The sequence below is a fragment of the Streptomyces sp. NPDC104309 genome, from assembly GCF_055584025.1.
On record NZ_JBVJMV010000003.1, the window covers coordinates 443,807 to 469,349 of the forward strand.

General features: G+C 71.7%; 21 protein-coding genes. 5 read left to right on the forward strand and 16 right to left on the reverse strand.

Translation table 11 applies throughout. The features are described from left to right. Nucleotides 1–115 precede the first annotated feature (115 nt). Together ACZ68L_RS06070 and ACZ68L_RS06075 are read right to left on the reverse strand one after the other, a co-directional pair. Nucleotides 116–1,972, reverse strand: coding sequence for an FAD/NAD(P)-binding protein (locus tag ACZ68L_RS06070; RefSeq protein ID WP_469574491.1), 1,857 nt, complete (start codon nt 1,970–1,972; stop codon nt 116–118). After that, nucleotides 1,969–2,835 carry an amino acid ABC transporter permease gene (locus tag ACZ68L_RS06075; protein ID WP_469574492.1) on the reverse strand — a complete coding sequence of 289 codons (867 nt, stop codon included), beginning with the start codon at nt 2,833–2,835 and terminating at the stop codon, nt 1,969–1,971. Before ACZ68L_RS06075 ends, ACZ68L_RS06070 begins: the two co-directional genes overlap by 4 nt. A 531-nt stretch (nt 2,836–3,366) precedes the next feature. Here ACZ68L_RS06075 and ACZ68L_RS06080 point away from each other — a divergent pair. Beyond that, nucleotides 3,367–4,299 carry an ABC transporter substrate-binding protein gene (locus ACZ68L_RS06080; RefSeq protein WP_469574494.1) on the forward strand — a complete coding sequence of 311 codons (933 nt, stop codon included), beginning with the start codon at nt 3,367–3,369 and terminating at the stop codon, nt 4,297–4,299. 130 nt (nt 4,300–4,429) lie between these two features. On the opposite strand, the gene ACZ68L_RS06085 is transcribed toward ACZ68L_RS06080, so the two are convergent. Then, nucleotides 4,430–5,665 carry a DUF5685 family protein gene (locus ACZ68L_RS06085; RefSeq protein ID WP_469574581.1) on the reverse strand — a complete coding sequence of 412 codons (1,236 nt, stop codon included), beginning with the start codon at nt 5,663–5,665 and terminating at the stop codon, nt 4,430–4,432. Nucleotides 5,666–5,972: 307 nt separating this feature from the next. Between ACZ68L_RS06085 and ACZ68L_RS06090 the strand changes: the two genes are divergently transcribed. Further along, entirely contained in the window at nt 5,973–6,416 is a 444-nt protein-coding gene (locus ACZ68L_RS06090; protein ID WP_469574496.1) for a cell division protein SepF, read from the forward strand. Nucleotides 6,417–6,438: 22 nt separating this feature from the next. Here ACZ68L_RS06090 and ACZ68L_RS06095 read toward each other — a convergent pair whose 3' ends face one another. Together ACZ68L_RS06095 and ACZ68L_RS06100 are read right to left on the reverse strand one after the other, a co-directional pair. Beyond that, nucleotides 6,439–7,653: an acyl-CoA dehydrogenase family protein gene (locus ACZ68L_RS06095; RefSeq protein ID WP_469574497.1), complete on the reverse strand. Its 1,215-nt coding sequence runs from the start codon at nt 7,651–7,653 to the stop codon at nt 6,439–6,441. 73 nt (nt 7,654–7,726) lie between these two features. Further along, nucleotides 7,727–9,430, reverse strand: a complete 1,704-nt coding sequence (locus ACZ68L_RS06100) for an MFS transporter (protein ID WP_469574499.1) — start codon at nt 9,428–9,430, stop codon at nt 7,727–7,729. 579 nt (nt 9,431–10,009) lie between these two features. Between ACZ68L_RS06100 and ACZ68L_RS06105 the strand changes: the two genes are divergently transcribed. Next, nucleotides 10,010–11,029, forward strand: a complete 1,020-nt coding sequence (locus ACZ68L_RS06105; protein ID WP_469574501.1) for a phosphatase PAP2 family protein — start codon at nt 10,010–10,012, stop codon at nt 11,027–11,029. A 107-nt stretch (nt 11,030–11,136) separates the two neighbouring features. Here the strand turns inward: ACZ68L_RS06105 and ACZ68L_RS06110 are convergent, their stop codons facing one another. The 4 genes from ACZ68L_RS06110 to ACZ68L_RS06125 all read right to left on the reverse strand — a co-directional run bounded on the left by ACZ68L_RS06110 (nt 11,137) and on the right by ACZ68L_RS06125 (nt 15,113). Then, complete coding sequence (locus ACZ68L_RS06110) at nt 11,137–11,352, reverse strand: I78 family peptidase inhibitor (RefSeq protein WP_469574502.1); 216 nt, start codon at nt 11,350–11,352, stop codon at nt 11,137–11,139. 413 nt (nt 11,353–11,765) lie between these two features. Then, complete coding sequence (locus tag ACZ68L_RS06115) at nt 11,766–12,725, reverse strand: helix-turn-helix transcriptional regulator (RefSeq protein ID WP_469574503.1); 960 nt, start codon at nt 12,723–12,725, stop codon at nt 11,766–11,768. Nucleotides 12,726–12,984: 259 nt separating this feature from the next. Next, nucleotides 12,985–13,833, reverse strand: coding sequence for a transferase (locus tag ACZ68L_RS06120; RefSeq protein ID WP_469574504.1), 849 nt, complete (start codon nt 13,831–13,833; stop codon nt 12,985–12,987). Continuing rightward, nucleotides 13,830–15,113: a glycosyltransferase family 4 protein gene (locus ACZ68L_RS06125; protein WP_469574506.1), complete on the reverse strand. Its 1,284-nt coding sequence runs from the start codon at nt 15,111–15,113 to the stop codon at nt 13,830–13,832. The genes ACZ68L_RS06120 and ACZ68L_RS06125 overlap by 4 nt, the downstream gene beginning before the upstream one ends. A 357-nt stretch (nt 15,114–15,470) precedes the next feature. Between ACZ68L_RS06125 and ACZ68L_RS06130 the strand changes: the two genes are divergently transcribed. Then, nucleotides 15,471–16,250 carry a hypothetical protein gene (locus ACZ68L_RS06130; protein WP_469574582.1) on the forward strand — a complete coding sequence of 260 codons (780 nt, stop codon included), beginning with the start codon at nt 15,471–15,473 and terminating at the stop codon, nt 16,248–16,250. A 137-nt stretch (nt 16,251–16,387) separates the two neighbouring features. After that, the gene (locus ACZ68L_RS06135; protein WP_469574507.1) at nt 16,388–16,726 is read left to right on the forward strand and encodes a hypothetical protein; all 339 of its coding nucleotides are present in this window, start codon (nt 16,388–16,390) and stop codon (nt 16,724–16,726) included. A gap of 69 nt (nt 16,727–16,795) precedes the next feature. Here the strand turns inward: ACZ68L_RS06135 and der are convergent, their stop codons facing one another. The 7 genes from der to ACZ68L_RS06170 all read right to left on the reverse strand — a co-directional run bounded on the left by der (nt 16,796) and on the right by ACZ68L_RS06170 (nt 25,471). Next, entirely contained in the window at nt 16,796–18,265 is a 1,470-nt protein-coding gene (gene der, locus ACZ68L_RS06140) for a ribosome biogenesis GTPase Der (RefSeq protein ID WP_469574509.1), read from the reverse strand. 63 nt (nt 18,266–18,328) lie between these two features. Next, nucleotides 18,329–19,012 (reverse strand): lysophospholipid acyltransferase family protein, encoded by a 684-nt coding sequence (locus tag ACZ68L_RS06145; protein WP_469574511.1) that lies wholly within the window; start codon nt 19,010–19,012, stop codon nt 18,329–18,331. Next, nucleotides 19,009–19,725 (reverse strand): (d)CMP kinase, encoded by a 717-nt coding sequence (cmk, locus tag ACZ68L_RS06150; RefSeq protein ID WP_469574512.1) that lies wholly within the window; start codon nt 19,723–19,725, stop codon nt 19,009–19,011. Before cmk ends, ACZ68L_RS06145 begins: the two co-directional genes overlap by 4 nt. Before the next feature lie 124 nt (nt 19,726–19,849). Next, on the reverse strand, nt 19,850–20,935 hold the full coding sequence (locus tag ACZ68L_RS06155) for a prephenate dehydrogenase (protein WP_469574513.1): 1,086 nt from the start codon (nt 20,933–20,935) through the stop codon (nt 19,850–19,852). Next, complete coding sequence (gene aroH / locus ACZ68L_RS06160) at nt 20,932–21,294, reverse strand: chorismate mutase (RefSeq protein ID WP_469574515.1); 363 nt, start codon at nt 21,292–21,294, stop codon at nt 20,932–20,934. The genes ACZ68L_RS06155 and aroH overlap by 4 nt, the downstream gene beginning before the upstream one ends. 334 nt (nt 21,295–21,628) lie before the next feature. Continuing rightward, nucleotides 21,629–22,045, reverse strand: coding sequence for a YidB family protein (locus ACZ68L_RS06165; RefSeq protein ID WP_469574516.1), 417 nt, complete (start codon nt 22,043–22,045; stop codon nt 21,629–21,631). A gap of 84 nt (nt 22,046–22,129) precedes the next feature. Then, nucleotides 22,130–25,471 (reverse strand): hypothetical protein, encoded by a 3,342-nt coding sequence (locus ACZ68L_RS06170; protein ID WP_469574517.1) that lies wholly within the window; start codon nt 25,469–25,471, stop codon nt 22,130–22,132. Nucleotides 25,472–25,543 lie beyond the last annotated feature (72 nt).

Genomic DNA, 25,543 nt, shown 5'->3' on the forward strand with positions numbered 1-25,543 from the left:
GTCCTGTCGCCTTGTCGATGGGTGGATCGCTGGTGAGGGACATGAGGGGTCCTTGAGCTGCGGGGTACGGGGGTGGGGTGGGTGTTTCCGTGGCTGCTTCCGCGCGGAGCCGCGGTCAGGCTCCGAGGGGGCCGTCGCTACAGGCGAGGTCCCTGAGGAAGGTGAGCGCCGTGCGTGCGGTGGCGTCGTTCTGCCGGAAGGCCGGGCCGCCGGTGCGCGGCCGGGTGAACGCTCCGCCGGCGCGAGCGGTGGTGAACGGGCCGAGCGCGAAGCGGCGCGGGTGCGGATGTCCGTCCCGGCCCAGGATCCGGCCGTCGTCGGGGTCCACGGAGAGCAGCCCGGTGTCGGTGGCGACGGCCCCGTCCTCGTGCAGTCCCCGGAGCAGGCTGCTGCGGGTGCGTTCCAGTGAGGGGTCGGGCAGCCGGGCCTCGACCAGGGCGCGGGCCTCGATCGACTCCCCCGGCACGGTGGCGCTGCCGGCCCGGAAGACGCCCCGGCGTTCATCCACCTCGACGGTCATTCCGGCGCCGAGGAAGCGGACGACGCCGGCCCGGGAGAGCGCGAGGAGCTGGCGCAGCCGGGGGCCCGGCGGCCCTGAGGCGAGGTAGCTGAAGAAGCCGTGCCACCAACCGCCGATGTCGCCGAGCCGGATCAACTGCCCGTAGGCGGAGAGGAGTCCGAGGAAGACGGCGAGATCCGGGCTGTGGCCGGGGTCGTGGCGGCGTTCCAGGTCCGCGGAGATATAGGCGCGCAGCTCTTCCTGGAGTGCGTCGTACGAGGCGTGGCGCACCCCGTCCAGCGGGCGGTCGACCGCTTCGAGGTCGAGCCGGTCGGCGGGGTCGGGTACGGCTGCCGCCACGAGGGCGCGCAGCTCGGGGCCGGCCGGATCCGCGGTGGCGTACTTCGCCTCGAAATCGTGCCAGTCGGCGGTGGTCCGCTCGGGGTGGGCGGTGAAGAGCCGCTGGTAGTGGGCGTAGCCGAGCTCCTTGTCGACATATGGCCACACATCGCGCCGGAAATCGAGCGGCTCGTCCGTCTTCAGCAGGGCCTCGGTCCGGTCCGGTCCCAGGAAGCGCGGCAGCGGGGGCCGTTCGCCCTGCCAGGCGTAGCCGATCTTGGAATGGTACGGAACGCCCCGGCGCGATCCGATGTGCAGCACCGGTTCTCTGCCGGAGGGCTGGTACTCGCCGTTCTCGTAGCGCCCGCCGCGGCCCTCGGTGAGCAGCACCATCAGATCGACGAAGGCGAGTCCGAAGCCCCGGACGATGACGGGTTCGCCCGCGGGCAGCTCGGTCAGATCGGTGTCGGCGGTGAAGTCGGGCGCCAGGTGGACGAGTCCGTGCCGTTGCGCGAAGTCGGCCAACTCGACCTGCTCCGGCTCCGGTTCGGCGTCCAGGTGACCGATGGCGACCGCGACGAGATCGGCGAGGAGCGGCTTGTCGGCCCCCTCCAGCCAGACGCTCTGACGCCCTTCGCGCGGCCCGCTCACGCGCACGGCCCTGTCCCGGTGCCAGTGGACGGCGATGCCTTCGGGGAGTGCGGCCACGGCCTGCTCGTACACCCAGCGCAGATAGACGCTCTGCAGCCGCCTGCTCGGAAAGTCCTGCCCCTTCAACGCCGTTATCTCCGCCAGGAGTTCGGGTTCCGGAGCTGCCTCTTCCGAGAGCGTCAGACGCCCGTCCCGGATGTCCGCCGCCCAGGTGTGCAGCGCGGGCCCCGGACGTGTCGGCCCCTCCAGCCGGACGGTGTCGTCGGTGAACATCGTGACGTCCTCGGCCATGGAGTTCATCCAGAGCAGCGGCGACTGGTCGTGCCGCCAGATCCGCCCGCCGCCGGGCGGGTGGGGGTCCACGAGATGGATGTCCAGCGGGCGGTCCTCGTACAGGCCGGGGACGTTGGCGGCGATGCGCTCGATCAGGCCGGTGCCGCGCGGTCCGGCGCCGATGACGACGAGCGCCGGTGTCCGGCTCATCGGGCACCGGCCGTGCCGCGCGCGTAGTGCCGCTCGATGTAGTGCTGGCCGACGCCGAGCAGTGAGGTGACGAGGGCGTACCAGAGGGTGGCGACCAGCAGCAGCGGGATGACCTGGTAGGTGCGGTGGTACACGAGCTGCACCGAGTACAGCAGGTCCTGTACGGCGATGATGCTGACGATCGAGGTGCCTTTGAGGGTGCCGATCAGCATGTTCCCCGCGGGCGGGACGATGGAGCGCATCGCCTGGGGCAGCACGATCCGGCGGAGCCGGCGCCAGGGCCCGAGGCCGAGCGACTGGGCGGCCTCGATCTGTCCGCGTTCGACGGAGAGGATGCCGCCGCGGACGACTTCGGCGGCGTACGCGGCCTCATGCAGGGTGAGCCCGATGACGGCGACCGTGACGGGGCCGAGGAGGTTGACCGTACGTACGCCGAGGATCTCCGGGTAGAGAGCGCCGATGTTGAACCAGAACAGCAGCTGGACCAGGATCGGGGTGGACCTGAAGAGCCAGACGTATCCCCAACCGACCGCCTGCAGAACACGGTTGTCGGAGAGCCTGAGGACGGCGAGCAGGGTACCGAGGGCGAAGCCGAGCACCATGACCAGTGCCGTCAGCCAGAGGGTGAGGCCGAGGCCCCGCAGGACGGCGGTGGTGGTGAAGTACTCGGCGACGACGTTCCACTGGAAGGCGTCGTTGCGGATGACGGAGTTCAGCGCCAGGGCGAGGAGCACCAGGGCGACAACTGCCGCCGCCCACTGCCCTGTTCGGCGTACCGGGACGATCCTGAGCCGGTCGGTCTGCTCGCTCTTCGCGAGTGGGGCGGGGTGGGAGGAAGGGAGGGTGTCTGTCTGCGCGGACATGCGAAGGCTCCGTGGATGCAGAGATCGAACACGGGGCGCGTCTTCAGCAGAAACACAACGCGGACCGGGCCCCTCAGCGCCGGTCCGCTTCCGAGACAACCGCTGTCCACCGCGCGTTGTCAAGCTTGTCCACACTGTGAGTCGTACGACTCAGTTCAGTTGACGGACCACCGGATGCCTGTTCCACTGGGGCCATGCATTCGCAGCAGTGGCTGGTCAAGCGCTCCCACATCGACTTCGGTCGCGTGTGGTCCTCCTCCTGTTGAGCCGACCCCCTGCATCTCCTCGCGTCTCCGCCTGGCGCCGTGTGCGGCGCTGAGCACTGTTCCCCGCGCGCCTTCACGTACACAACATCGCTTCACCCTCCCCTCCCCCGTTCCACCGCTCTTCCGCGCTGTGTCGACCTCTCGTTCTGTCGACTTCCTGCTCTGCCGTTCGCTTCGCCCCGGCCGTGGGGTCGCCGCGCGCTGCCCTGCTCACGGGCCGCCGCCGCGCCCGCTCGCGGCCGATGACCCTGGAGAACCACGCCTCATGCCCCGAACCCGGTACACCGCCGCCTTCACGCTGATCACCGTCGCCGCCTTCGCCCTCACCGCGTGCGGGTCCGGCGATCCGGCGTCAGCGCCGGCCGGCGCCGCGGAGGCCAAGGGGAAGGTCCCGACCACCGATGTCGTGTCGTCGGTGCACAAGGACGAGGCGGCGGCGAAGCTGCTGCCCGCCGTCCGCGCCTCCGGCACCTTGACCATCGCCTCCAGCGTCGGCAATCCGCCCGGTGCCACCTACCTCGCCGACGGGAAGACGGTGGCCGGTACGGACATCGACTTCGCGGACGCGGTGGCCAGGAAGCTCGGACTGCGACTGAAGCGCGAGGTGGCCTCCTTCGAGGCGATCCTGCCCGCGCTGGACAGCGGCAAGTACGACGTGGGCACCGGAAACTTCGGGGTGACCGAGGAACGCCGCAGGACGATCGACTTCGTCACGTACATCAATGACGGCCAGGGGTTCGCGGTCCGCGACGGCAGCGAGCTGAAGAAGGTCACCGATCTCACCCAGCTCTGCGGTCTGACGGTCGGCACCGGCGCGGGCACCACGTTCGAGGTGACACTGGAGGAGAACAGGCATCGGTGCTCCGACTCGGGCAGGAAGCCGTACGAGGTGAAGACCTACAACGACCAGGGGGCGACCTGGGGTTCGCTCCAGCAGGGGCGCAGCGATGTGGTGATGTCCACCATCAACGGACTGCGGTACGCGGTGGATCAGCAGGAGGGCGTGCGCTTCCTCAACGAGTTCAAGCGCCTCGACGTCGGCTTCGCCTTCAAGAAGGGCACCCTGTTGGCACCCGCCTTCCAGGCCGCGGTGAACGGGCTCAAGGCGGACGGCACCTACGACCGGATCCTGAAGAAGTGGGGCATCGGCGCGTCGGCGATCAAGACCTCGCAGATCTCACCGCCCGAGATCAGGTGACACGGACCCGCGGGCCGGGGCCGGGTCCGGCCCGGCCGGGCCCGGTTCCCCGGCCCGGGTCCCGAAGCCGGCCCCGGCTCCGGGGCCGGGAGGGCGCGGTACCGCCAGGTCGTGACGCCGGGCCTCCCGCTCAGCAGCTGCAGTCGCACCCGCAGCAGTCGCACCCGTCGCAGCAGTCCCCGCAGTTGCTGCAGCAGTCACACCCATCGCAGCAGTCGCCGCAGTCACACTGACTGCACAGCCCCTCGCGGCGCTGATGGGTCCACGGGTCCTCGAAGGTGCCGCAGCACATCTGGCAGGTACAGGCCAGCCCCGCCCACACCAGGCATCCTGCGATCAGTCCGCGCCGGTCGCGCGGGGGCTCGGGCGGCGGCTGCGGCGGGCCGAAGGGGTTGCCGGGGCTCGGCGCGTACGGATTGCCGGGCGGCGGGCCGAAGGACCCGGTCTGCCGCGCACCCGACGGGCGGCCGGCTCCGTCCGGTACCGGAACGCCCGCCCCGTGCGAGCACGCCGTGGTGCCGAACGCCCGGTCCACCGACTGTCGCAGTTCGTGCACCAGCAGCACGTGGGCCAGCTTGTCGTCGGTGAACTCCGCGTCGCGCAATGCCAGCCGTACCCCCCGCAGCGCGTCGTCGCACAGTCGTCGGGCCTCGGCCCGCGAGGTGCCGGTCGCGGTGAGCGGGTTCCAGGCGCCCGACACGGCGTCAGCTTCCTGGTCCTCCACGGCATCCAGCAGATGCGCCAGGCGTCCGAAGAGCCGGCCCGCCTCGGCCAGCGGCTCCGCGTTCCGCGGCCTGCCCGCGAGTATCGCGGTGTGGGCGAAGGCTGCCGCAGTGGCGGTCTCGGTGGGCTCGGTGACCGTGAGCACCGGGGTGCCGGGCCCGGCAAGCAGCTCGATTCCGGTCTGCCGGTCGACGGCGTCGACGAGCAGCGCCGTGTCGAAGCCGAGTTGTGCGCCGGTGCGCGCGCCTGCCCGGTCCCAGCCCGCCGCGACCCGGCGCGCGGCGGCGGCGACCGGGCGGCGTTTCAACAGGCCGTCCCGGTCGGCGACGTGGTCCCGTACCTTCGCCGACGCCAGCACCAGCGAGACGGCGGCGGCCAGCCTGGCTCCCTCGCCGTGGGCGACCGGGGCGGTCCGCATGGCGCGCAGCGGGCAGGGCCCCGCGGTGCGTCGCCATCCGTTGGTGCGCTCGGCCTGAGCCTCCGTCAGGACCGAGATGATCAGGCCGTCATAGTTCGTCACGACACGGGCGAATTGCCCGTGGTCCGAGCGAAGTGCGAGACAGAGCCCGCAGAGATGGGCCATCCACTCCGTCCTGAGCCCCTCGGACAACCGATGCGTACAGGGCCTGACGATTCCGAACACGACGATCCCCCGAGAGTCGTTCACTCGTGCGCCGAGCTCGTGCGCGTGCGCGACGTGCATCGTATCGAGCACTCCGTTCACCCGTACGTCCCCCGTGTCACCCGTACGGAGCGGCGCATCATATTTCTTTCTCTCAGGCCCCTGATGCGGGAGGAACCCTGACGAACCGCCACATCTTCTGCACCAGTACCGTCACGAATCCCCTGCGCGCCGACTATCCACTTGGCGCACGATCCGCATCATGGACGACCATAGGGACACGAAAGAGATGCGGAACATCACGGAACCGCGGTGAGAGGAGGCGTCCATGGGATCGGTGCGCAAGGCGAGTGCCTGGCTGGGCCTCGTGGAGGACAACGACGAGCGGTACTACGACGACGACGAGTACGCCGGGGGTGCGCAGACCGGGACCGGTCAGGTCTGGGTGACCGATCCCCGGGTGCAGGTGGCTTCCGAGACTGCCGAGGAGACGGGCCGCCGGATCGCCACCGTCACCCCGGACAGCTTCCGGGACGCGCGAGGCATCGGCGAGCTCTTCCGGGACGGCGTGCCGGTGATCGTCAACCTCACGACCATGGACGCCACGGACGCCAAGCGCGTCGTGGACTTCGCCGCGGGGCTGACCTTCGGGCTGCGCGGTTCGATCGAGCGCGTGGCCACCCGGGTCTTCCTGCTGACCCCGGCCGACACCCGGGTGGTGAACGGCGAAGCCGCCGGCCGGCCGGCCGACGGCTTCTTCAACCAGAGCTGAGCAGGGCGCTCGCCGGACCGGTCTACCGGAACGCGTCGAGACCGGTGAGCGCCTTGCCCAGCACCAGCTGGTGCATCTCCACGGTTCCCTCGTAGGTGAGCACCGACTCCAGATTCGTCGCATGGCGCATCACCGGGTACTCCAGCGAGATCCCGTTGGCGCCGAGGATCGTGCGCGAGGTACGGCAGACGTCGATCGCCTCCCGCACGTTGTTGAGCTTTCCGAAACTGACCTGCTCCGGGCGGAGCCTGCCCGCGTCCATCCGCCGGCCCAGATGGTGGGCGAGCAGGATGCCCTTGTGCAGTTCCACGGCCATGTCCGCGAGCTTGGCCTGGGTGAGCTGGAAGCCACCGATCGGCCTGCCGAACTGTTCCCGGGTCCGCGCGTAGTCGAGGGCCGCCTCGAAGGCGGCGCGCGCCGCGCCCATGGCTCCCCAGACGATGCCGTAGCGGGCGTGGCTGAGACAGCTGAGCGGGCCGCGCAGACCGGTGACTCCGGGAAGTACGGCATCGGCGGGCAACCGTACCTCGTCGAGGACCAGCTCACTGGTGACCGAGGCGCGCAGCGACCACTTGTGCTTGATCTCGGGCGCCGTGAAGCCCGGGGTGTCGGTCGGCACGACGAATCCGCGGATTCCGCCGCCCGCGCCGCCCTCGTCGGTCTGCGCCCAGACGACGGCGACCCCGGCGACCGAGCCGTTGGTGATCCACATCTTGCGGCCGGTGAGGACCCAGTCCCCTCCTCCGTCGCGCTTGGCGTACGTCCGCATCCCGGCCGGGTCGGAGCCGTGGTCCGGCTCGGTGAGACCGAAGCAGCCGATGACCTCGCCGGCCGCCATGCCCGGCAGCCACCGCTGCCGCTGCTCCTCGGAGCCGAAGCGGTGGATGGCGTACATGGCGAGCGATCCCTGCACGGAGACCAGCGAACGGATCCCCGAGTCCGCCGCTTCGAGTTCCAGGCAGGCCAGTCCGTACTGCACGGCGGTGGCGCCCGCGCAGCCGTACCCCTGCAGGGACATGCCGAGAGCGCCGAGCGCACCGAGCTCGCGGGCCAGTTCCCGGATGCCGGGCAGCTCGCCGTTCTCGTACCACTCGGCGATGTGCGGCAGCACACGGTCGGTGGCCCAGTCCCGGACGGTGTCGCGGATGGCGAGGTCCTCGGGTCCGAGCAGGTCGTCGATGCCGATCGGGTCGGCGGGGTCGAAGGGCGGGAGCTTCGAGGACGGGGTGGTGGACATGAGGGCGCCTCCGGCGGCTCGCACGATGCCAAAACTAGCAGTGTTAGTTATAGCCTCGTGCCGACGTTACGGCTCAGCGTCCCGCCCGTCCAGAGCCGGTCGCCTCGGCGGGTCGGCGCCGGGCAGGCAGCGCGAGCGACCGCTGCGCACGGCCCGCGACGGGCGCCTCGCGCGGCTCGGGGCGTTCCGGCGCCTCGCCCGCGTCGGCGTCCCCGGTTTCGCGAAGAGCCGGCGACGGGCACTCCATCGCGCGTGGCAGCCACAGCGCGGCGAGCGCCCCGGCCAGCAGCAGGGCCGCGCTGACCAGCAGCGTGACATGCAGCCCGGTGATGAAGGCGTGGCGGGCCGTGGAGCGCAGCGCCTCGCCCAGCGGACCGCCGAGCCGGTCCGCCACCTGGTAGGCCTCACCCAACGAGTGGGCGGCGGCCGCACCGTCCCCGACGGGGACACCCTCTCCGGGGAGCCTCGCGAGTCCGGGGGCGTAGGCGGCGTTCATGACACTGCCGAGCAGGGCGATGCCCATGCCCGCGCCCAGCTGGTACGAGGTCTCGCCGATCGCCGCCGCCCCGCCCGCCCGGTCGGCCGGGGCCTCGCTGAGCATGGATTCGTACGCCCCGAAGAGCGTGGTCTGCAGTCCGAAGCCGAGTGCGACGAACGCCGCGGTCAGCAGGCCGGGCCGGTCGTGCTGCCCCATCGCGGTCAGGATCAGCACCGAGGCGGCCGTGAGCACGAAGCCCCAGCCGACCATCCGCCGCGGCCCGACGCGGCGCAGCGTGTACGACCCGGTGGCGCCCGCGGCCATGGCCGCGAAGGTGAGCGGCAGCAGCCGCAGACCGGTCTCCAGCGGGCTCAGCCCGAGCACGAGCTGGAGGTACTGCACGGCTATCAGTTCCAGCCCGACCAGCGCCAGCATGGCGAGGACGATGCAGCCCACCGCGGTGGAGAAGGCCGGCCGGGCGAACATCCCGATGTCTATCAGCGGATGCGTACGTCGCTTCTGACGGCGTACGAAGGTGACAAGCAGTACGGCCCCGATCAGCAGCGGGGCCAGTGTGACCGGGCTCAGCAGCCCCTCCCCGGCGCCCGCCCGCTTCACTCCGAGGACCACACCGAGCACACCGGCCGCGGCCATCAGTGCGCCCAGTACGTCCCACGGGCCGTCGTCGCTGCCACGCGACTCGGGCAGCAGCAGGCGGCCGACCGGCAGGACCAGGGCCATCAGTGGAACATTGATCAGAAAGACCGAGCCCCACCAGAAGTGTTCGACCAGGAAGCCGCCTATGACGGGCCCGGTGGCCGCTCCGACGGCGGCGACCGCGCTCCAGACGCCGATCGCCACGGCCCGTTCGCGCCGGTCGGGGAAGACCTGCCGGAGGATCGACAGCGTCGCGGGCATGATCATCGCCCCGCCGACGCCGAGCAGGGCGCGCGCCGCGATCAGTACGCCGGGGCTGCCGGCCATCGCGGCGATCGCGGAGGCGACGCCGAAGAGGGCATAGCCGAGCAGCAGCACGCGGCGCCGGCCGACCCGGTCACCGAGGGTGCCGAAGAGGATCAGCAGCGAGGCGCAGACCAGCGGATAGGCGTCCACGATCCAGAGCAGACCGGCGGCGCTGGGCCGCAGGTCCGCGGTGACGGCGGGGACGGCGACGTGGAGCACGGTCGCGTCGAGTGCGACGAGCAGCAGGCTGAGGCAGAGGACGACGAGGACGACCCACCGATTGGCACCGTCGGCGGCTGAGCGCAGCCGGATTCGGGCTGTGGTCGTCCCGGACATGCATGTACCTCCCAAAAGGTCCCTCGCGCTCGGCGGGCCAGCCGGGGACGCGGCGGTTCGCTGCCCCTCGGGGCCCGGCATCGACGGGCGAGTGATCCGTCAGCGTACGCGAGTTCGGAGCACCCACACGTGGTCCACCTCATACCCCGGCGGGCCGTGGAGTGTGGCGTACGCCACGCCGCGTCGCCGCCCGGAGCCCGTCGGACCTGCGCGGACGACTGCCATCCAGGACCGCTCGGAGCTGCCCCGCCGACCTCCACACCCGGCACAGAAGGTACCCGGCGTCACTCCGGCACCACCGGCCGGGCCTGCGCCGAAAGCGGTCGGTGACCGGACGGATACCTTCGGTTCCACCCCTTCGAGCGGCCGGATAAATTCATACGGGCACCTCCTTCGCTTTTCTTCCCGCCCCCAAACACCCTTCCGAAATAAGTGCGAAATAAAAACCGTGGAGGCATGTCGAGACGCTTCTTCGAGTCAGGAATTACGGTCCGACTGAGACATAGTCCACATCACATCGTCATCACAAAGAGACCGGATCGACCTGTCCACGCACTAACTCGCTGTAACGTCGATTGGGTGCGTACCGACATCTTTGCCCGCCTGGACCGGGAGCCGGAGCCGCCGAAGATAGAGCCGCCGCGGATGAGCCGTCACCGCATCGCTCTCTTCGGCGGAACGTTGGCGTTCTATCTCGCCATCGTCGTCGCCGTGCTGGTCTCCTCCTGGCTGGTGACCCTGGACTGGAAGGTCATGCTCTTCCGGCCCTATCAACAGTGGCCGCAAATCCATGCGTTCCTCGACTACTACATCGTGCTCGGTCAGCGCGGCCCCACCGCCACCATGGTCGCCTGCTGGCTCGGCTGGCGCTCCTGGCGGCAGCACACCCTGCGGCCTCTGCTGACACTCGGCGCCGCACTGCTGCTGCTCAACGTGACGGTCGGCGCGGTCAAGATCGGCCTGGGGCGGCTCGGCCCGCACTACGCGACCCAGATCGGCTCCGCCGAACTCTTCGCCGGCGGCGATATATTTCCGTCGGGCCACACCGCCAACGCGGTCGTGACCTGGGGGATCCTCGCGTACCTGGCGACCACCCCGCGGGCCAGACGCTACCTGTCGGCCGTGTCCGCGATCGTCTCGCTCGGCGTCGGACTCACCACCGTCTACCTCGGCACGCACTGGCTCAGCGATGTGCTGCTCGGCTGGGCCGCGGGGCTGCTGATCCTGCTGGCTCTGCCCTGGGTCGAGCCGCTGATCACCCGGGCCGAGGCCTGGATCTTCGCCCAGCGCGAGATCCTGCGGGGACGCGCCCTCCCCGTTCCCTCCCTGCCCGTCGCAGTGGGTGGGCCCCGGACCGCGCTGCCCGCGCAGCTGGACGGCGGCGACGCCGCCGCGGAGAGCCCGGCGCTGGAACCGGTCGCCGCGGGCACGGTCACGGGCCCCCGCCCGCGTACCCACCCGGCTCCGCCGTCGCATCCGACACATCTGGTGCGCTCGGAACGGACTCCGGCCACCCCGGCCGGGAGCCGGCGCCCGCCGCACGCGGACCGTACGCCCCGCGGCGGCACGGCCCCGGCCCGCCCGGTGTCCGGCGGCTGAACAACGCCAGGAGCCGGTACGCACAGCCGCTCCCCGCACGGCGAAGGCCCCGACTCCGGTCGGGGCCTTCGCCGTGCGGGGAGCCCGGAGCCCGGCCGCAGCGGCGCTCAGCCCACCCAGCAACGGGTGACGACGGCGTCGACGGCCTCGAAGTTGATCCGTCCGCCCCGGAACTCCATGGTGATGATCGCCCCCGGCGGCAGGGATCTGACAGTGGTCCAGCCATGGCTGCGCGCTCGCCGTTCGGCCGCGTCGACAGCGAGGCCGACGTACGCACCGGGTGCGTCTTCGGGCTGGACGGGAGGGGTCGGTATGGGTGCCATGTCTCTCACCGTAGGCTCCCTTGGACCGCGACGGAAGCCGGGGCAGGGACTGCCGCACAGCGTCCTCACGTCCCCTGCCTGTCACGCTTGTGTCACAGGATCTCGACACCTGAGCTGCCCGGATCACGCCGCCCGGACATGCGGCCCACGACCCGACACACAGTAATCACACAAGCCGGGAAACGATCATACGGAACGCCCGAAAACAAAACGAAATACATCGTATCGAGCAGTCGGAATTACCGTGCTGAATAACTCGCGTAAATGAGCATGCCACCGGGAATTCACGCTTCCTTATGGCACCCTTATCCTTTGGTCACAAAATCCGTGCCACGGACCGGCACTACCGCCCGCCACCGCCCGTATAGCGGACAAGCCGAACCTTCGCCGCGGGGGAACACCGGTGGAGGCGCTCAGCCAAGGGCCCTCGACAGCCGGTCCCTGACCGCCCTGATGGCGTCATTGAGCTCCGGGGGTTCGACGACCTCGAAGTCGATCCCCATGAGCACGACGTGGATGACCAGCACATCAAGACTCGTGGCCCCGGTGCGCAGCAGACAGCTGTCGGCGCCGTCCGCCTCCAGCACCCCGGCGGACGGCGGGATCCGTTCCGCCGCGCGCTCGATACCCGTCTTCAGCCGGATCACCGCACGGGTCGCGTACGCGCCGGTGGAGATGCCCTCCGAGACATAGGCGGCCAGATCCTCGGCCGGTGCGTCGCGCGGCACGAACCTCGGGCCGTGCGGCGGCGTGGGGGTGATCCGGTCCGCACGGAACGTACGCCAGTCCGCGCGGTCCAGGTCCCAGGCGACCAGATACCAGCGGCGTTCGGTGCACACCAGCCGGTGCGGTTCGACGGCCCGGCGCGATACGGAACCGGAGTGGTCCCGGTATGCGAAGCGCAGCCGCTCGCCGTCCCGGCAGGCTCCGGCCAGTTCGGTGAGCACACCCGGGTCGGCGGTGGACGCGCCGGGCCCGCGCAGCAACGGCACCGTGAAGGTGTTCAGCGCGTTCACCCGGCGCCGGAGCCGGTTCGGCAGCACCTGTTCCAGCTTGGCCAGGGCACGTACGGAGGTCTCGCCGATGCCCTCGACCCCGTTGCCCGCCGCGGTGCGCAGCCCGACGGCGACGGCTACGGCCTCCTCGTCGTCGAGGAGCAGCGGCGGCAACTGCGCACCGGCGCCGAGCCGGTATCCGCCGCCCGTGCCGGGGGCGGCGTCGACCGGGTAGCCCAGTTCGCGCAGCTTGTCGACATCGCGTCGGACAGTCCGTGGTGTGACTCCGAGCCGCTCGGCGAGATCGGCGCCCGACCAGTCCCGGTGCGCCTGGAGCAGTGAGAGCAGACGCAGCAGTCGTGCCGAGGTCCCCAACATGCGGCGAGTCTGCCAGGGATCGCGGACAGCCCGCGTCCGCGATCGGTTGCCGAGGCCTTACGGCCTCGCCCGCGATTGTCAGCGGCGTCGCGGTGTCCGGGACCTCCGCCTCCGGCGTTGTCGTCAGTCGCCGACGCTCCTTCCCCAAGCTCTCGGCTGCGTTCGAGCAGGGGAGGCCCCATCCGACTCCCTCCTCCGCCTTGGATTCGAAGGCCCCGGACACCGCTCCTTCTCCCACTGACAATCGTGGGCGAGGCCGTTACCGGGCCGGCGTCGGACCGGGTTCGATCCGGACGCAGAGGTCGTTCTCGGCCGAGTAGCAGGGGGTGGCTCGTGCGCCCTCCCCGACGCCGCGTCCCGGGTAGACGAAGATGTTCTTGCGGTCCCAGACGTCGTCGAGGAGGCGGGAGATCCGTACGCCGTCGGCCGGCTCACCGGTCGGCGTGCCGGGGATCAGCCAGAGCGTCCACAGCTGCTTCCCGGTGACCGGCCCGGCCGCCAGCCGGTCGAGGGGCAGCGTGAAGGAGAACGTGTCCCCCGTCCCGGTGACCGGCACCTGGCAGACCCGCTCGGTGGTACCGGCCGCTCGCGCCTCGACGCGGGCGTCGTCGCCGAGACCGGTCCCGTACAGCGTGCCCTCGACGGTCATCGCGTCCCGGTCGAAGGTGACCGGTCCGGCCTCGGCGTGCGGTGAGCGGATCCAGCAGTGCAGGGCGAGTCGGCCGTCGACGGTCGGATACGGGATACGGACCACGACCCGCCCGGTCCGCGGTGTGCGGTCCATGAGGAGCCGCAGATCCCTGATCCCGGGCTCGACGGCCACCTCCCCGTCGTCGCCCGCGCCCGGCTCGCGCAGATAGACGTCCCAGCGCCCCTCGGCGGGCTCCAGGGTGCTCGGCAGCTCCGCCCGCAGCCGTCCGTCACCGAGCGGGCTCAGCGGCAGCCGCAGGGTGCCGTCGGCGGCCCCCTTGCTGCCGCGCAGCCTCAGAAGCAGTTCGGGTGCCTTCCACTCCGCGCGGCGACCGGGGTCGAGGTCGAGGACGATCCCGCCGTCGGGGCCCGCGGTGCAGTCGGCTCGTGGTGTCAGTCGCTCTGCGGAGACGGTCATGCGGTCTTCCCCTTGCGGATGGCGTCGGCGGCCTTGTAGCGCAGGGCGTACGCCCCGTCGAGGACGGTGCCGCGGGCGCGGTGCAGTGTGGTGCGCAGAGCGCCGTGCGAACGGTCGCTCGGGGCCCGGGAGGCGAGTTCGGTGAAGAGCCGCTCATGGCGTTCGGCGATCCGCGACGGATCGAACCGCTGCGACGCGGCCAGCGCGGCGCGTCCCGCTCGGTGCCGTGCTTCGTCGTCGTCGATCAGACCGAGCAGGGCCGCCGCCACCGCCGCAGCGTCACCGACGGGCACCAGCCGCCCGTCCGTGCCGTCCTCGATGATCTCGCGGGGGCCGTGCGGGCAGTCGGTGGCGACGACCGGCAGGCCGCAGCGCATCGCCTCGACGATGGTCATGCCGAAGGACTCGCGGTCCGAAGTGACCGCGGCGATCGCCCCCTTGGGCCACTCGGCCTCCAGCGGGTTGACCGAACCCATCAGGAACACGTGGTTGTGCAGGCCGAGTTCACCGATGAGGGTGAGCAGCGCCTGCCGCTCGTTCCCGGTCGCGTCACCGCCGCCGTAGATGCGCAGCCGCCAGTCCGGACGGGCGGCGACCACGTCGGCGAAGGCCCGGACCAGCAGGTCGTACCGCTTGACCTTGTGCAACCGCCCCGCGGCGATCACCCACTTGCTGTCGCCGTCGGCGGGCGCGATCCCCGGCGCGGGCACGCTGTTGGGAATGGACTCGATCCGTACGCCGGGCAGCTTGAACCCCCTCCGGTAGGCACGGGCGTCGGCCTCGGTGACAGTGGTGATCGCGTCCAGCAGGGCGTAGCGGTGCCCGATCTCGCGGCGCAGCCGGTAGCCGTGGCTGTCGAGGGTGAGGTGCTCCTGACCGATCCGGACCGGACCGCGCCGGGTCTGCCTGCTGATCTGCACGTTGAGCCCGGGGCGGGTTCCGACCACGACGTCCGCGTCCAGCGACCGCAGATGGTCCGCCACCCGGGTGTCGGTCAGCCTGCTGTACTGCCGGTACCTGCTGTCGCCGCGCGGGAACACGGTTGCGGGACGTGCGTGTTCGGCCGCGTCGCCGTCGTACGTCGGGCTCTTCTTCCGCAGGTCGACGAGGTGGCCCAGCCGCACGCCCACGGGAGCGCCCAGCGCCGGGACGTCCCGGTGCCGGAAGACGGAGACGATCTCGACGTCATGGTGCTCGGCCAGCGCCCCGGCGAGATTGAACGTCGTGCGGATCGTGCCCCCGACTCCGTAGGCGTTGTGAAGCAGGAAAGAAATGTGCATAAAACGGTACATCTCCCGGTTCGGCCGACCAGTGGAGGGCGGTACTACCCATGACGACGCGGACCGGCCGGAGGTTCACTCCGAACATCGGCCAGTTCCGGCCATCTTCATATTCGCCTGTTTTCCCGATTTGTCGACGTATTGGCGAACCACCCCCTGGCCGAGTCGACCACAGCACCCCGCGACCAATCGGGACGAATAATCCGTAAACGGCCCTTCCGGTCCCGAGATTCACCCTCCGCGTCGAATGGTTCGATTACGTTCCCTTTCTCGCGTGACCCCGGCCGCGGATCGCCCGTTGTCTTCTTCATGAGCCGGGAACCGCTCGGCCCACGCAACGAGTTCGAGGAGCCACCCGTGCCGCGCATGCTCGACGTCAGCGAGGACGTACGCGCCGAGATCGGCGACGCCGAAGCCGACCGGCTGCTCGTCGGCGACAACACCCCAGGCAGCTACGACTGCACCTCCTGCCGCACTCCCGGCGACTCCGAGCAGGAACGCACCAGCACGGTGCTCTTCGTCGGTGACGAGACCGCCGTCCTCGCCTTCGCCCACGCGAGCTGCATCCCCTCGCAGGTCGTCCAGGTCGCCGAGGACCAGCTTCAGGGCGCGGTCCGCAGCATCACCGGCAGCGAGGCGGAGCACCCGGAGGGCCCGAGCACCGGACAGGCCGTCCTCGGGGTCACCAGCGGCCTCGTCCTGATCGACGACGAGCTCCATCCGGCCCTCGTCGTCGAGCCGACCGGCGCCATCGCCCGTCCGGGCACCGACGGCAGCCGGGGCGACGAGTTCCTGCAGCTGCTGCTGGAGCAGGGCTTCCATCCGGTCCACCAGGTGGACCGGATGCCCCCGGTGCTGCACGGCTGGTCGATCCTGCTCGCCATGGGCCGGCTGCACGCCGTGCTGCAGCCGGGCACCGGCGGCGCCCCCGTCGCCTGGTGGCAGGCACACGCGCCGCTCCAGGTCACCGAGGGCTGGCGAACGGCGGCCAACAAGTCGCAGACCGTGCTCGTCTTCGCCGCCCCGGCGGGAGCGATCGGCCAGCAGCCCCGCGAGGACCTGTTGCGCGACGCCCTGGACAAGGCCGCCGCCGCCGGGCTCCTGGTCGCCGCGGCGATGCCGCTGGCCGGGACCTGATCATGTCCGTCGGCTCCTCGCGCCTGCGGCGAACAGCTATTTCTCCGCCGGGCCCGCATCCGACGGACACCGGGGTCGTTGGCACATACGTGCACGCATACGACTCCTCCCACCAGCGCCCGAGCCCGATCCCTGCCATGCGTCCGTCGCAGGAACCCTCGGGCGGTCAGTCCCACACCCCGATCTACGACGCGCTGTACTCGGAGTACCGCCGGTCGTTCCGGGCGCTGCCGGGCGATCGGAGCGGCGAGGAGAATCTCGGCTTCTTGGCCTTCGGCAGCGGGCTCTTCGGCAGCCGCCTCCCGCTGAGCGGCCACTCCGGTCTCTCCACCGGCCTCTCCGCGCACAGCACGACAGCCGGACACGGCAGCGGCCCGAGCACACACACCGGCAGCCTGGGTTCCTGGCAGCGGGTGGGAAGGCACTCCGGGCGCACCCAGCCCGCGGCTCTGCCCCCGGGATCGCGAGGGGCCTGACCGTAGGAAAGAGCCCCGGACCGTTCCGTATCCGGAACGGTCCGGGGCTCTTTCATGGGCCCGTGCGTGCTACTTGTTGCGGCCGCGCTTCTCGCGGACCCGCACCGAGATGTGGATCGGGGTGCCCTCGAAGCCGAACTCCTCGCGCAGGCGGCGCTCGACGAAGCGCCGGTAGCCGTGCTCCAGGAAGCCCGAGGCGAACAGCACGAAGCGCGGCGGCTTGGTGCCCGCCTGGGTGCCGAAGAGGATCCTGGGCTGCTTGCCGCCGCGGACGGGGTGCGGGTGGGAGGCGACGATCTCACCGAGGAAGGCGTTCAGCCGACCGGTGGGGATGCGGGACTCCCAGCCGGCGAGGGCGGTCTCGATCGCCGGGACCAGCTTCTCCATGTGACGGCCGGTGACCGCTGAGACGTTGACCCGCGGGGCCCACGCGACCTGCGCGAGCTCCGTCTCGATCTCGCGCTCCAGGTAGTAACGGCGCTCCTCGTCGAGGGTGTCCCACTTGTTGTACGCGATCACCAGGGCACGCCCGGCCTCCACGGCCATGGTGATGATGCGCTGGTCCTGGACGCTGATGGACTCGGCGGCGTCGATCAGGACGACGGCGACCTCGGCCTTCTCCACGGCGGCGGCGGTACGCAGCGAGGCGTAGTAGTCCGCGCCCTCCTGGAGGTGGACGCGACGGCGGATACCGGCCGTGTCGATGAACTTCCAGGTGATGCCGCCCAGCTCGATCAGCTCGTCGACCGGGTCACGGGTGGTGCCCGCGAGCTCGTTGACGACGACGCGGTCCTCGTTCGCCACCTTGTTCAGCAGCGAGGACTTGCCGACGTTCGGTCGGCCGATGAGCGCGATCCGGCGCGGTCCGCCGATCACGGTGCCGAAGCGCTGCGCGGGGGCCTCCGGAAGCGCTTCGAGTACGGCGTCGAGCAGGTCGCCCGTGCCGCGCCCGTGCAGCGAGGAGACCGGGTGCGGCTCGCCGAGGCCCAGCGACCAGAGCGCGGTGGCGTCCGCCTCACCGCTCTGGCCGTCGACCTTGTTGGCGCACAGCACGACGGGCTTGCCTGCCCGGCGCAGCAGCTTGACGACGGCCTCGTCGGTGTCGGTGGCGCCGACGGTCGAGTCGACCACGAAGACGACCGCGTCGGAGGCCTCGATCGCGTACTCCGCCTGGGCGGCGACGGAGGCGTCGATGCCCAGCACGTCCTGCTCCCAGCCGCCGGTGTCGACGACCTTGAAGCGGCGGCCCGCCCACTCGGCCTCGTAGGTGACGCGGTCACGGGTGACACCGGGCTTGTCCTCGACGACCGCCTCGCGGCGGCCGATGATCCGGTTCACCAGCGTCGACTTGCCGACATTCGGGCGGCCGACGACGGCGAGCACGGGAAGCGGTCCGTGACCGGCCTCCCCGATCGCGCCCTCGACGTCTTCGGCGTCGAAGCCCTCCTCCGCGGCGAGCTCCATGAACTCCGCGTACTCGGCGTCGCCAAGCGCTCCGTGCTCGTGGTCCGAGCCGTCGGAGTGAATCTGGTCGTTCATGAAGTCCGTTCCTCTTTGCATCATCATCGATGGGCCACGACCACGCGGCCCACTACTCAAGTCTTACCTACGCCCGGTGAAACGCCTGGCCTCGTCCAGGTGGGCGGTCAACCGCGCCTGGATCCGCACCGTCGCCTCGTCCAGCGCCTTGCGCGTCCGCCGGCCGCCACCACCCTTGTCCGAGCCGCGCGCCCTCTCTTGCGCCTCGAAGGCATCACCGAAGACGACGTCGACCCGGCTGCGCAACGGCGGCAGTGCCGATATCAACCGTCCGCGACGCTCGGTGCTTCCCAGGACGGCCACGGGGACGATCGGGGCCCCGCTGCGTACCGCGAAGTACGCGAGCCCGGCACGCAGAGAGGCGAAGTCGCCCTCGCCCCTGGTGCCCTCGGGAAAGATCCCGAGCACCCCGCCGCCGTCCAGCACGCCGAGGGCGTCGATGATGGCGGTGCGGTCGGCGGTCGTACGGTCCACCTTCAGCTGACCGATGCCACGCAGGAACGGGTCGAGCGGGCCGACGAACGCCTCTTTCTTGATCAGGAAGTGGACGGGCCGGGGCGCGGTGCCCATCAGCATCGGACCGTCGATGTTGTGGGAGTGGTTCACCGCGAGTATGACGGGTCCGGAGGCGGGGACCTTCCACGCACCGAGGACGCGGGGCTTCCACAGCCCATACATCAGCCCGATGCCGATCCCGCGCCCGACCGCCGCACCGCGCGGCGTGGGCGAGCCCGTGGCTCGGGTCACTTCACGGCCCGCTTCTCCTCGACGAGGGTGACGACACACTCGATGACCTGCTGGAGGCTCAGCTCTGTGGTGTCCACCTCGACGGCGTCGTCCGCCTTGGCCAGCGGGGAGGTCTTGCGGCCGGAGTCGGCCGCGTCCCGCTTGATCAGCGCCTCCTTGGTGGCGACGAGATCGGAGCCCTTCACCTCCGAGCTGCGGCGGGCGGCACGCGCCTCCGGCGACGCGGTGAGGAAGATCTTCAGGTCGGCGTCGGGCAGCACGGTGGTGCCGATGTCGCGGCCCTCGACGACTATGCCCCGCTCGGCCGAGGCCGCGATCGTGCGCTGCAGCTCGGTGATCCGGGTGCGCACCTCGGGGACCGCGCTGACGGCACTGACCTTGGAGGTGACCTCCTGGGTACGGATCGGGCCCGAGGCGTCCTCGCCGTCGACGGTGATGGTCGGGGCGGCCGGGTCCGTGCCGGAGACGATGACCGGCTTGGCGGCGGCGGTCGCCACCTCCATCGCGTCCTGCACGTCGATGCCGTTGTTCAGCATCCACCAGGTGATCGCCCGGTACTGGGCGCCGGTGTCCAGGTAGCTCAGGCCGAGCTGGGCGGCGACGGCCTTGGACGTGCTGGACTTGCCGGTGCCGGAGGGCCCGTCGATGGCGACGATCACTGCGGCCGGGGCCGTCCGGGCGGCGGCGCTTGCGGTTTCCACGGTGGTGGACACCTTCCTGGTACTCGGGGTGGGCGGGACGGGGACGCGCGAACCCGCCCCGCACAAGGTTACCGAGTGCCGGAGGGGTCCTCTGCACCCCTGTGGACAACCTCCTCGCGGGCCCGCCGCCCGGGGCCTACTGGCGCAGCGACCAGCCCCGCTCGCGCAGCGCCGCGCTCAGCCCGGCAGCCGCGCTCGGCTCGACCATCAGCTGGACCAGGCCGGCCTGCTGCCCGGTGGCGTGCTCGATGCGGACGTCCTCGACGTTGACCCCGGCCCGTCCGGCGTCGGCGAAGATCCCGGCCAGTTCGCCGGGCCGGTCGCTGATGAGCACGGACACGATCTCGTACGAGGCGGGGGCCGTCCCGTGCTTGCCGGGCACCCGGACCCGTCCCGCGTTGCCGCGGCGCAGGACGTCCTCGATACCTTCGGTGCCTTCGCGGCGCCTGTCGTCGTCACCGGACTGCAGACCGCGCAGCGCCCGTACCGTCTCGTCCAGATCGGCGGCGACCCCGGCCAGTACGTCGGCGACCGGGCCGGGATTGGCGGAGAGGATCTCCACCCACATCCGGGGGTCGGACGCGGCGATCCGGGTGACGTCCCTGATGCCCTGGCCGCAGAGACGTACGGCGGTCTCGTCGGCCTCCTCCAGACGGGCGGCGACCATCGACGAGATCAGTTGCGGGGTGTGCGAGACCAGGGCGACGGCCCGGTCGTGCGCGTCGGCGTCCATGACGACGGGGACGGCGCGGCAGAGCGCGACCAGTTCCAGGGCGAGGTTCAGGACCTCGGTGTCGGTGTCACGGGTCGGAGTGAGGACCCAGGGACGGCCCTCGAAGAGGTCCGCGGTGGCGGCGAGGGGGCCGGATCGCTCCTTTCCGGCCATGGGGTGCGTACCGATGTAAGGGGTGAGGTCGACGCCGTGGGCCTCCAGCTCACGGCGCGGGCCGCCCTTGACGCTGGCGACGTCGAGGTAACCGCGGGCGACGCCGTCCCGCATGGCCGTGGCCAGGACCGAGGCCACATGCGCGGGCGGCACGGCGATGATCGCCAGGTCGACGGGGCCCTCGGGCGCCTCGTCCGTACCGGCACCGAGAGCGGCCGCGGTGCGGGCCGACTCGGGGTCGTGGTCGACGAGGTGGACATGGATGCCGCGCCCGGCCAGGGCGAGGGCCGCGGAGGTGCCGACGAGGCCCGTTCCGACGACGAGGGCGGTTCTCACTGGGCGATGTCCTTGCGAAGGGCAGCGGTGGCGCCGAGGTACACGTGTGCGATCTCGGACTTGGGGAGGTACGTCTCGACGTGCGCGAGGACGCGCACCACCCGGGGCATCGCGCCCACGACGTCCAGCTCCTGGGCGCAGATGAGCGGTACGTCGACGATACCGATCCCGCGCGCCGCGGCGGCCGGGAAGTCGCTGTGCAGATCGGGGGTGGCCGTGAACCAGATGCTGATCAGATCGTCCGCGACGAGGTGGTTGCGCTCCAGGACGGCGGTGAGCAGGGCACTGACCCGCTCACCCATGTGTCCGGCCTCGTCCTGTTCCAGCTGGACGGCTCCACGGACCGCTCGTACCGCCACGTCGTGCTCCTCGCTCATTCGTGCGTGTCGCGCCGGCTGTCCGCCTGCGTGATCTTTCCGCGTGATCAGCCTAGAGGGGCGGCGCGGCGGGCGGCCGGGGTGCTCCCTCAGTGAGACGGGCGGTGGCGGCTGAGGATGGGAGGGCGATCATCAGGTCCGCGGTGGCAGCCGCGTGCGCCGGAGCGCGTGCGGCCGGTGCGCGACGTGCACAGCGGCGGGTGGAACGCATCGGCCGGAGGGCTCCGCCGTGCCGGCGGGGCCCTCCGGCCGCGTGCGGTGTCCCGGCGGAACGTGTCTCTGCGCACGGTGGACGGTCCTTGGGGCCGCCCCGGTCTCAGAGCTGCTGCTCCCGGACCAGGTCCTCGATCGAGCGGCCCTCCGGGACCTCGCCCGACGGAGTCAGTCTGTCGACCGCCGTCGGCAGCGACCGGGCGATCTCGTCGGCCGCCTGTGCCGTGGTGACCCCGGTCTCGCGGGCGATCTGCCGCAGGGTCTCGTCCGGCAGCGCCTCGGCGATCTGGGCGCCACTCACCGTCTGGTTCTCACCCGTGCCGACCCAGGACTGCGCCTGGTCGACGAGGCCGGAGCGGGTGAGCATCCCGATCAGCCCTTCGAGCGCGTTGCCACCGCCGCCCGTGCCGCCGTGGCCGTTGCCCAGTGCGCCGAGCAGCGCGCCGAGGATGTTCCCGGCGCCGCCGGGGGCGCTACCCGAGCCGCCGCCCAGCAGACCGCCGAGGTCGTTTCCCGCCATGGTTCCGCCTTCCCGGAAGTGGTGATTCATCGACATGTCGATCAGAACCCGGGCTTCTGCCACTTGAGCGGGGCCGCGCCGCCGTCAACCGGCGGTCGTCGGACGACCCCGGCGGACATCGGCCAGAAGTGCCGCCTCCGCGACATCCGGATGCCCGCTGGCCTTCAGTGCGCACAGCTCGTCCGGCCAGGGATCCGCCCACCGGGTGTCCCCGCCCGCCCGGACCACCAGCTCCACCGCGGCCAGCTCCGCGACGGCCGATCCTCTCGCCCGCAGCGCCGCCACCACCGTGCCGATCGCCGCGATCGGCAGCCCCGGTCCCCGCCCCTCGTACCGGATGGCGTCGAGAGATCCCGGCCGCTCCCCCGCGAGGGCCAGCCACCGGTCCCATCGCTCGACCGTCGCCCCGGCCGTCCCCTCGTCCACCGGCGCCGGCTCGCCTTCCTCCCCCAGCGACGCAAGCGCCGCCGACAGCGCCACCTCCGACGCGGTGCGGACGAGCCCCGCTTCCCGGAGCGCCTCGGTGACGATGTCCAGGGCGGCGACCGGGCGCGGCAGGTGGTCCCGGTTCAGCGAGTCGAGGACCAGCAGCGCGTCCCGCCGCCCCTCCTCGTCCGCGGAACGGACCTGGTGCACCACCGCGTCGAGTGCGCCGCGGAGTGCCGACCGCCCCCCTCTGGTGGTCGCCCAGGCGCACAGCAGACGTACCGCCTCGCGGCGTACCTCGCCCGGGCGGCCGCTGTCGGCCACCACGGCGGCGACGGCACCGCGGACAGGGGCGGTTCCCGTCGTGCCGAGCAGCGCATGGGCGGCGGCCCTCGCGGACGGCGTCCCGCCCGTGGCCACCGTGTGCGCGAGGAAGCCGGCCAGGGCGGCGGCGGCCGCCGGCCGGCCGGGCCGCGCGGCCATCACCTGTTCACGCACCGCCGCATGGTGTATCTGCGCCGTGATCCGCTCCGCGACACCGGCGGCCTCCATGCGGGTCACGAGCACCCCGGCCATCGTGGCGTGGACGTCCCGGTGCTGACCGGGTGCGTCCCATCCGGCCAGCACGGCCGCAAACCCCTCCGGGGAGGGCAGTGCGGACAGCCCGCGCACCGCCGCCTTCCGGCTGCCGACGGACCCGGCGACATCCATGACCACCCGGCTGAACCGCGCCACGGCCTCGTCGTCGGGCACCGTACCGAGCAGGGCCCGCACGCCGGTCATCGCGGCCCGCCCCCGCACCCCTCCGTGCCCGGCGTGTCCGAGCAGGAAGTCCAGGGTCCCGGGATGGGCCGGTACGCCACCGCTGCCGGCGGCGCGCTCCCCGAGCGCGGTGAGTGCGGCCGCGGCGACGGGTTGCGGCGCCGTCCCCGCCAGCGCGCGCAGGCCGTCCGTCGCTCCCCACAGGACGGCGGCGTCGGCCCGTTCCAGCAGTGGCGCCTCCTCGTCGGCTGCGACGCGCGACAGGTGCGCGTCGAGTGCGGTGCGCTGGCGCGGCAGCCAGCGCCCCAGGACGCTCCGCCGCATCCGCGGCGCCCAGTGCGGTGGCAGCTCGTGGTCCAGGACCGTGTCGAGCAGATCGGTACGGCGACGGGCGAGCGTACGCCAGACGACCGGCACGGCGACCGACATGGGCACGGCGTCCAGGAGTTCGGCGCAGCGCTGCTCCCGGGTGACCGGGTCCGCGAGCCACAGTTCGGCCGCCTGCCGGGCGTGCTTTCCGAGCGACAGATCCCGCGCCGCCCGGCCGATCGCCTCGTCCAGGGCGGGCATGTGCGGCAGATGACGTACGAACAGGGCCGCGAACAGCACGAGCGGTCGCACTGCCATCGGGCTTCCGAGCTCCCACACACCCACGACCGCGTCCCTGCCCAGTGGCAGCGGCCGGACGGTTCCGGAGCCGCGCGGGTCGGCAAGGACCCGGACCAGCAGTCCGACGACTGCTTCGGCCCGGGGCAGGTCGCCCTTGCGGGCGGCGCTCACCGCTGTGCGCCGCAGCCACTCCTCGGCGGCCCGGAGCGACGCCCGGGTCGAGTCGCGGGACTGCACCGCGGTCATCGCGGCGTCCTGCAGGGCCGTGTACGGTGCCGCGTCCAGCAACGCCGCAGGGGCGGCTCCGGCCGCGGCCAGGGCTGCGTGGCGCACCGTCTCCTGGTCGTGCCAGGCCCGCTCGCAGGAGGTGAGGACGCGCGCGTACTCCTCTGGATCTGCGTGCCGCGCGGCGCAGTCCAGCAGTGCGGGCCAGGCGAGTGCCCGTTCGTACGGGCGGTGCGCGGCGGCCAGCTCCCGCAGGTGCGGCTCGCCGTCGGGCAGCGGGAGCAGGGCCGCGACGAAGCTGCGGAAGCGGGCCCGCCGCCCGGCCCGTCCGTTCAGCCACTGTGTGGCGATCTCCGCCCTGTCGGCGGGCGCGAGCGCGGCGACGCCGTCGAGTTCGCCCCGCCGGCCGGTGAGCCCGTCGCCCGACCGGGACTCGACCACGCGCCGCCGCCGCGCGGGGGGCAGCAGGGCGAGCAGCGGCTCCGGTGCCGCGTATGCCCCGAAGGGCCCCTGCCACTTCGGGGACTCGACGCGCAGGACGCCCGCGAGCAGGGCGATGTCCTCCTGCGCGCAGGAGGCGAGGGCGCTCAGCACCCGCCGTGGCAGGGGCTGCGGAGCCAGCGGCAGGTGTGTGGCGTCGGTGCGGCGCAGAGAGGCCAGTACGGCGGCGGGGTCGCGCAGCAGTGCGGCCATCGCCGTGCCGGTGACCAGATGAGGGGCCCGGTCGAGCAGCAGCATCCCGGCCGACGGATCGCGGGTGCCGAGGCGGGCCACCAGGAACCTGCTGCGTGCCCGCAGACCCCTGGGTTCGGAACGTTCGGCGCTCTTCGCGGGCAACCGGTCGGCGAGATGGGCGGCGAGTGCGACCGGTGCGGTCCGGGCGAGGCCGTGCAGGACCCCGGGCGGCACCTGGGCCAGCCGTGGCAGCCACTGTCCGGCCGCGCCGGGCGTGCAGGCGGGGAGCAGCCGGGCCGTGTCCTCGTCGCCGTGCCGTTCGTGGACCCGTGGAAGCAGCCGGTCGGCGAGCGCGGACCGGCCCGACAGCCGGAGGATCCGGTAGGTGTGATGGCGCACGGTCCTCAGATCGCCCAACGCCATGTCCGTCAGGACCTGTTCGTCGACCGGAAGTCTGATCGCGGCGGCCAGGGCGCGCGGTCTGAGGAGCGGATCGGTGAGTGCCCGCGCGACGGCGTCGAGGTCGCGTCGGACGACGGCCAGGAACAGCGCCAGCCGGCGTTCATCGGGGCTCCCGCCGTCGAGGCCCCGGTGCGCGGCGCGGTAGGCGGCGTCGTCCAGGGAGCGGGTGTGTTCGGCGATGGCCCGCATGCGGGCCGGGTACGGCAGGTGTTCGAACCTGGTGTACAGAGCGGTTACTTCTTCTCTGAGGTACGGAGGTGTCGTCATCGCGCTCATCGGAGGGGGGCGCGGCGTGCCTTTCCGATCATCGTCATGCCGGTGATCGTGACACCGGGAAAT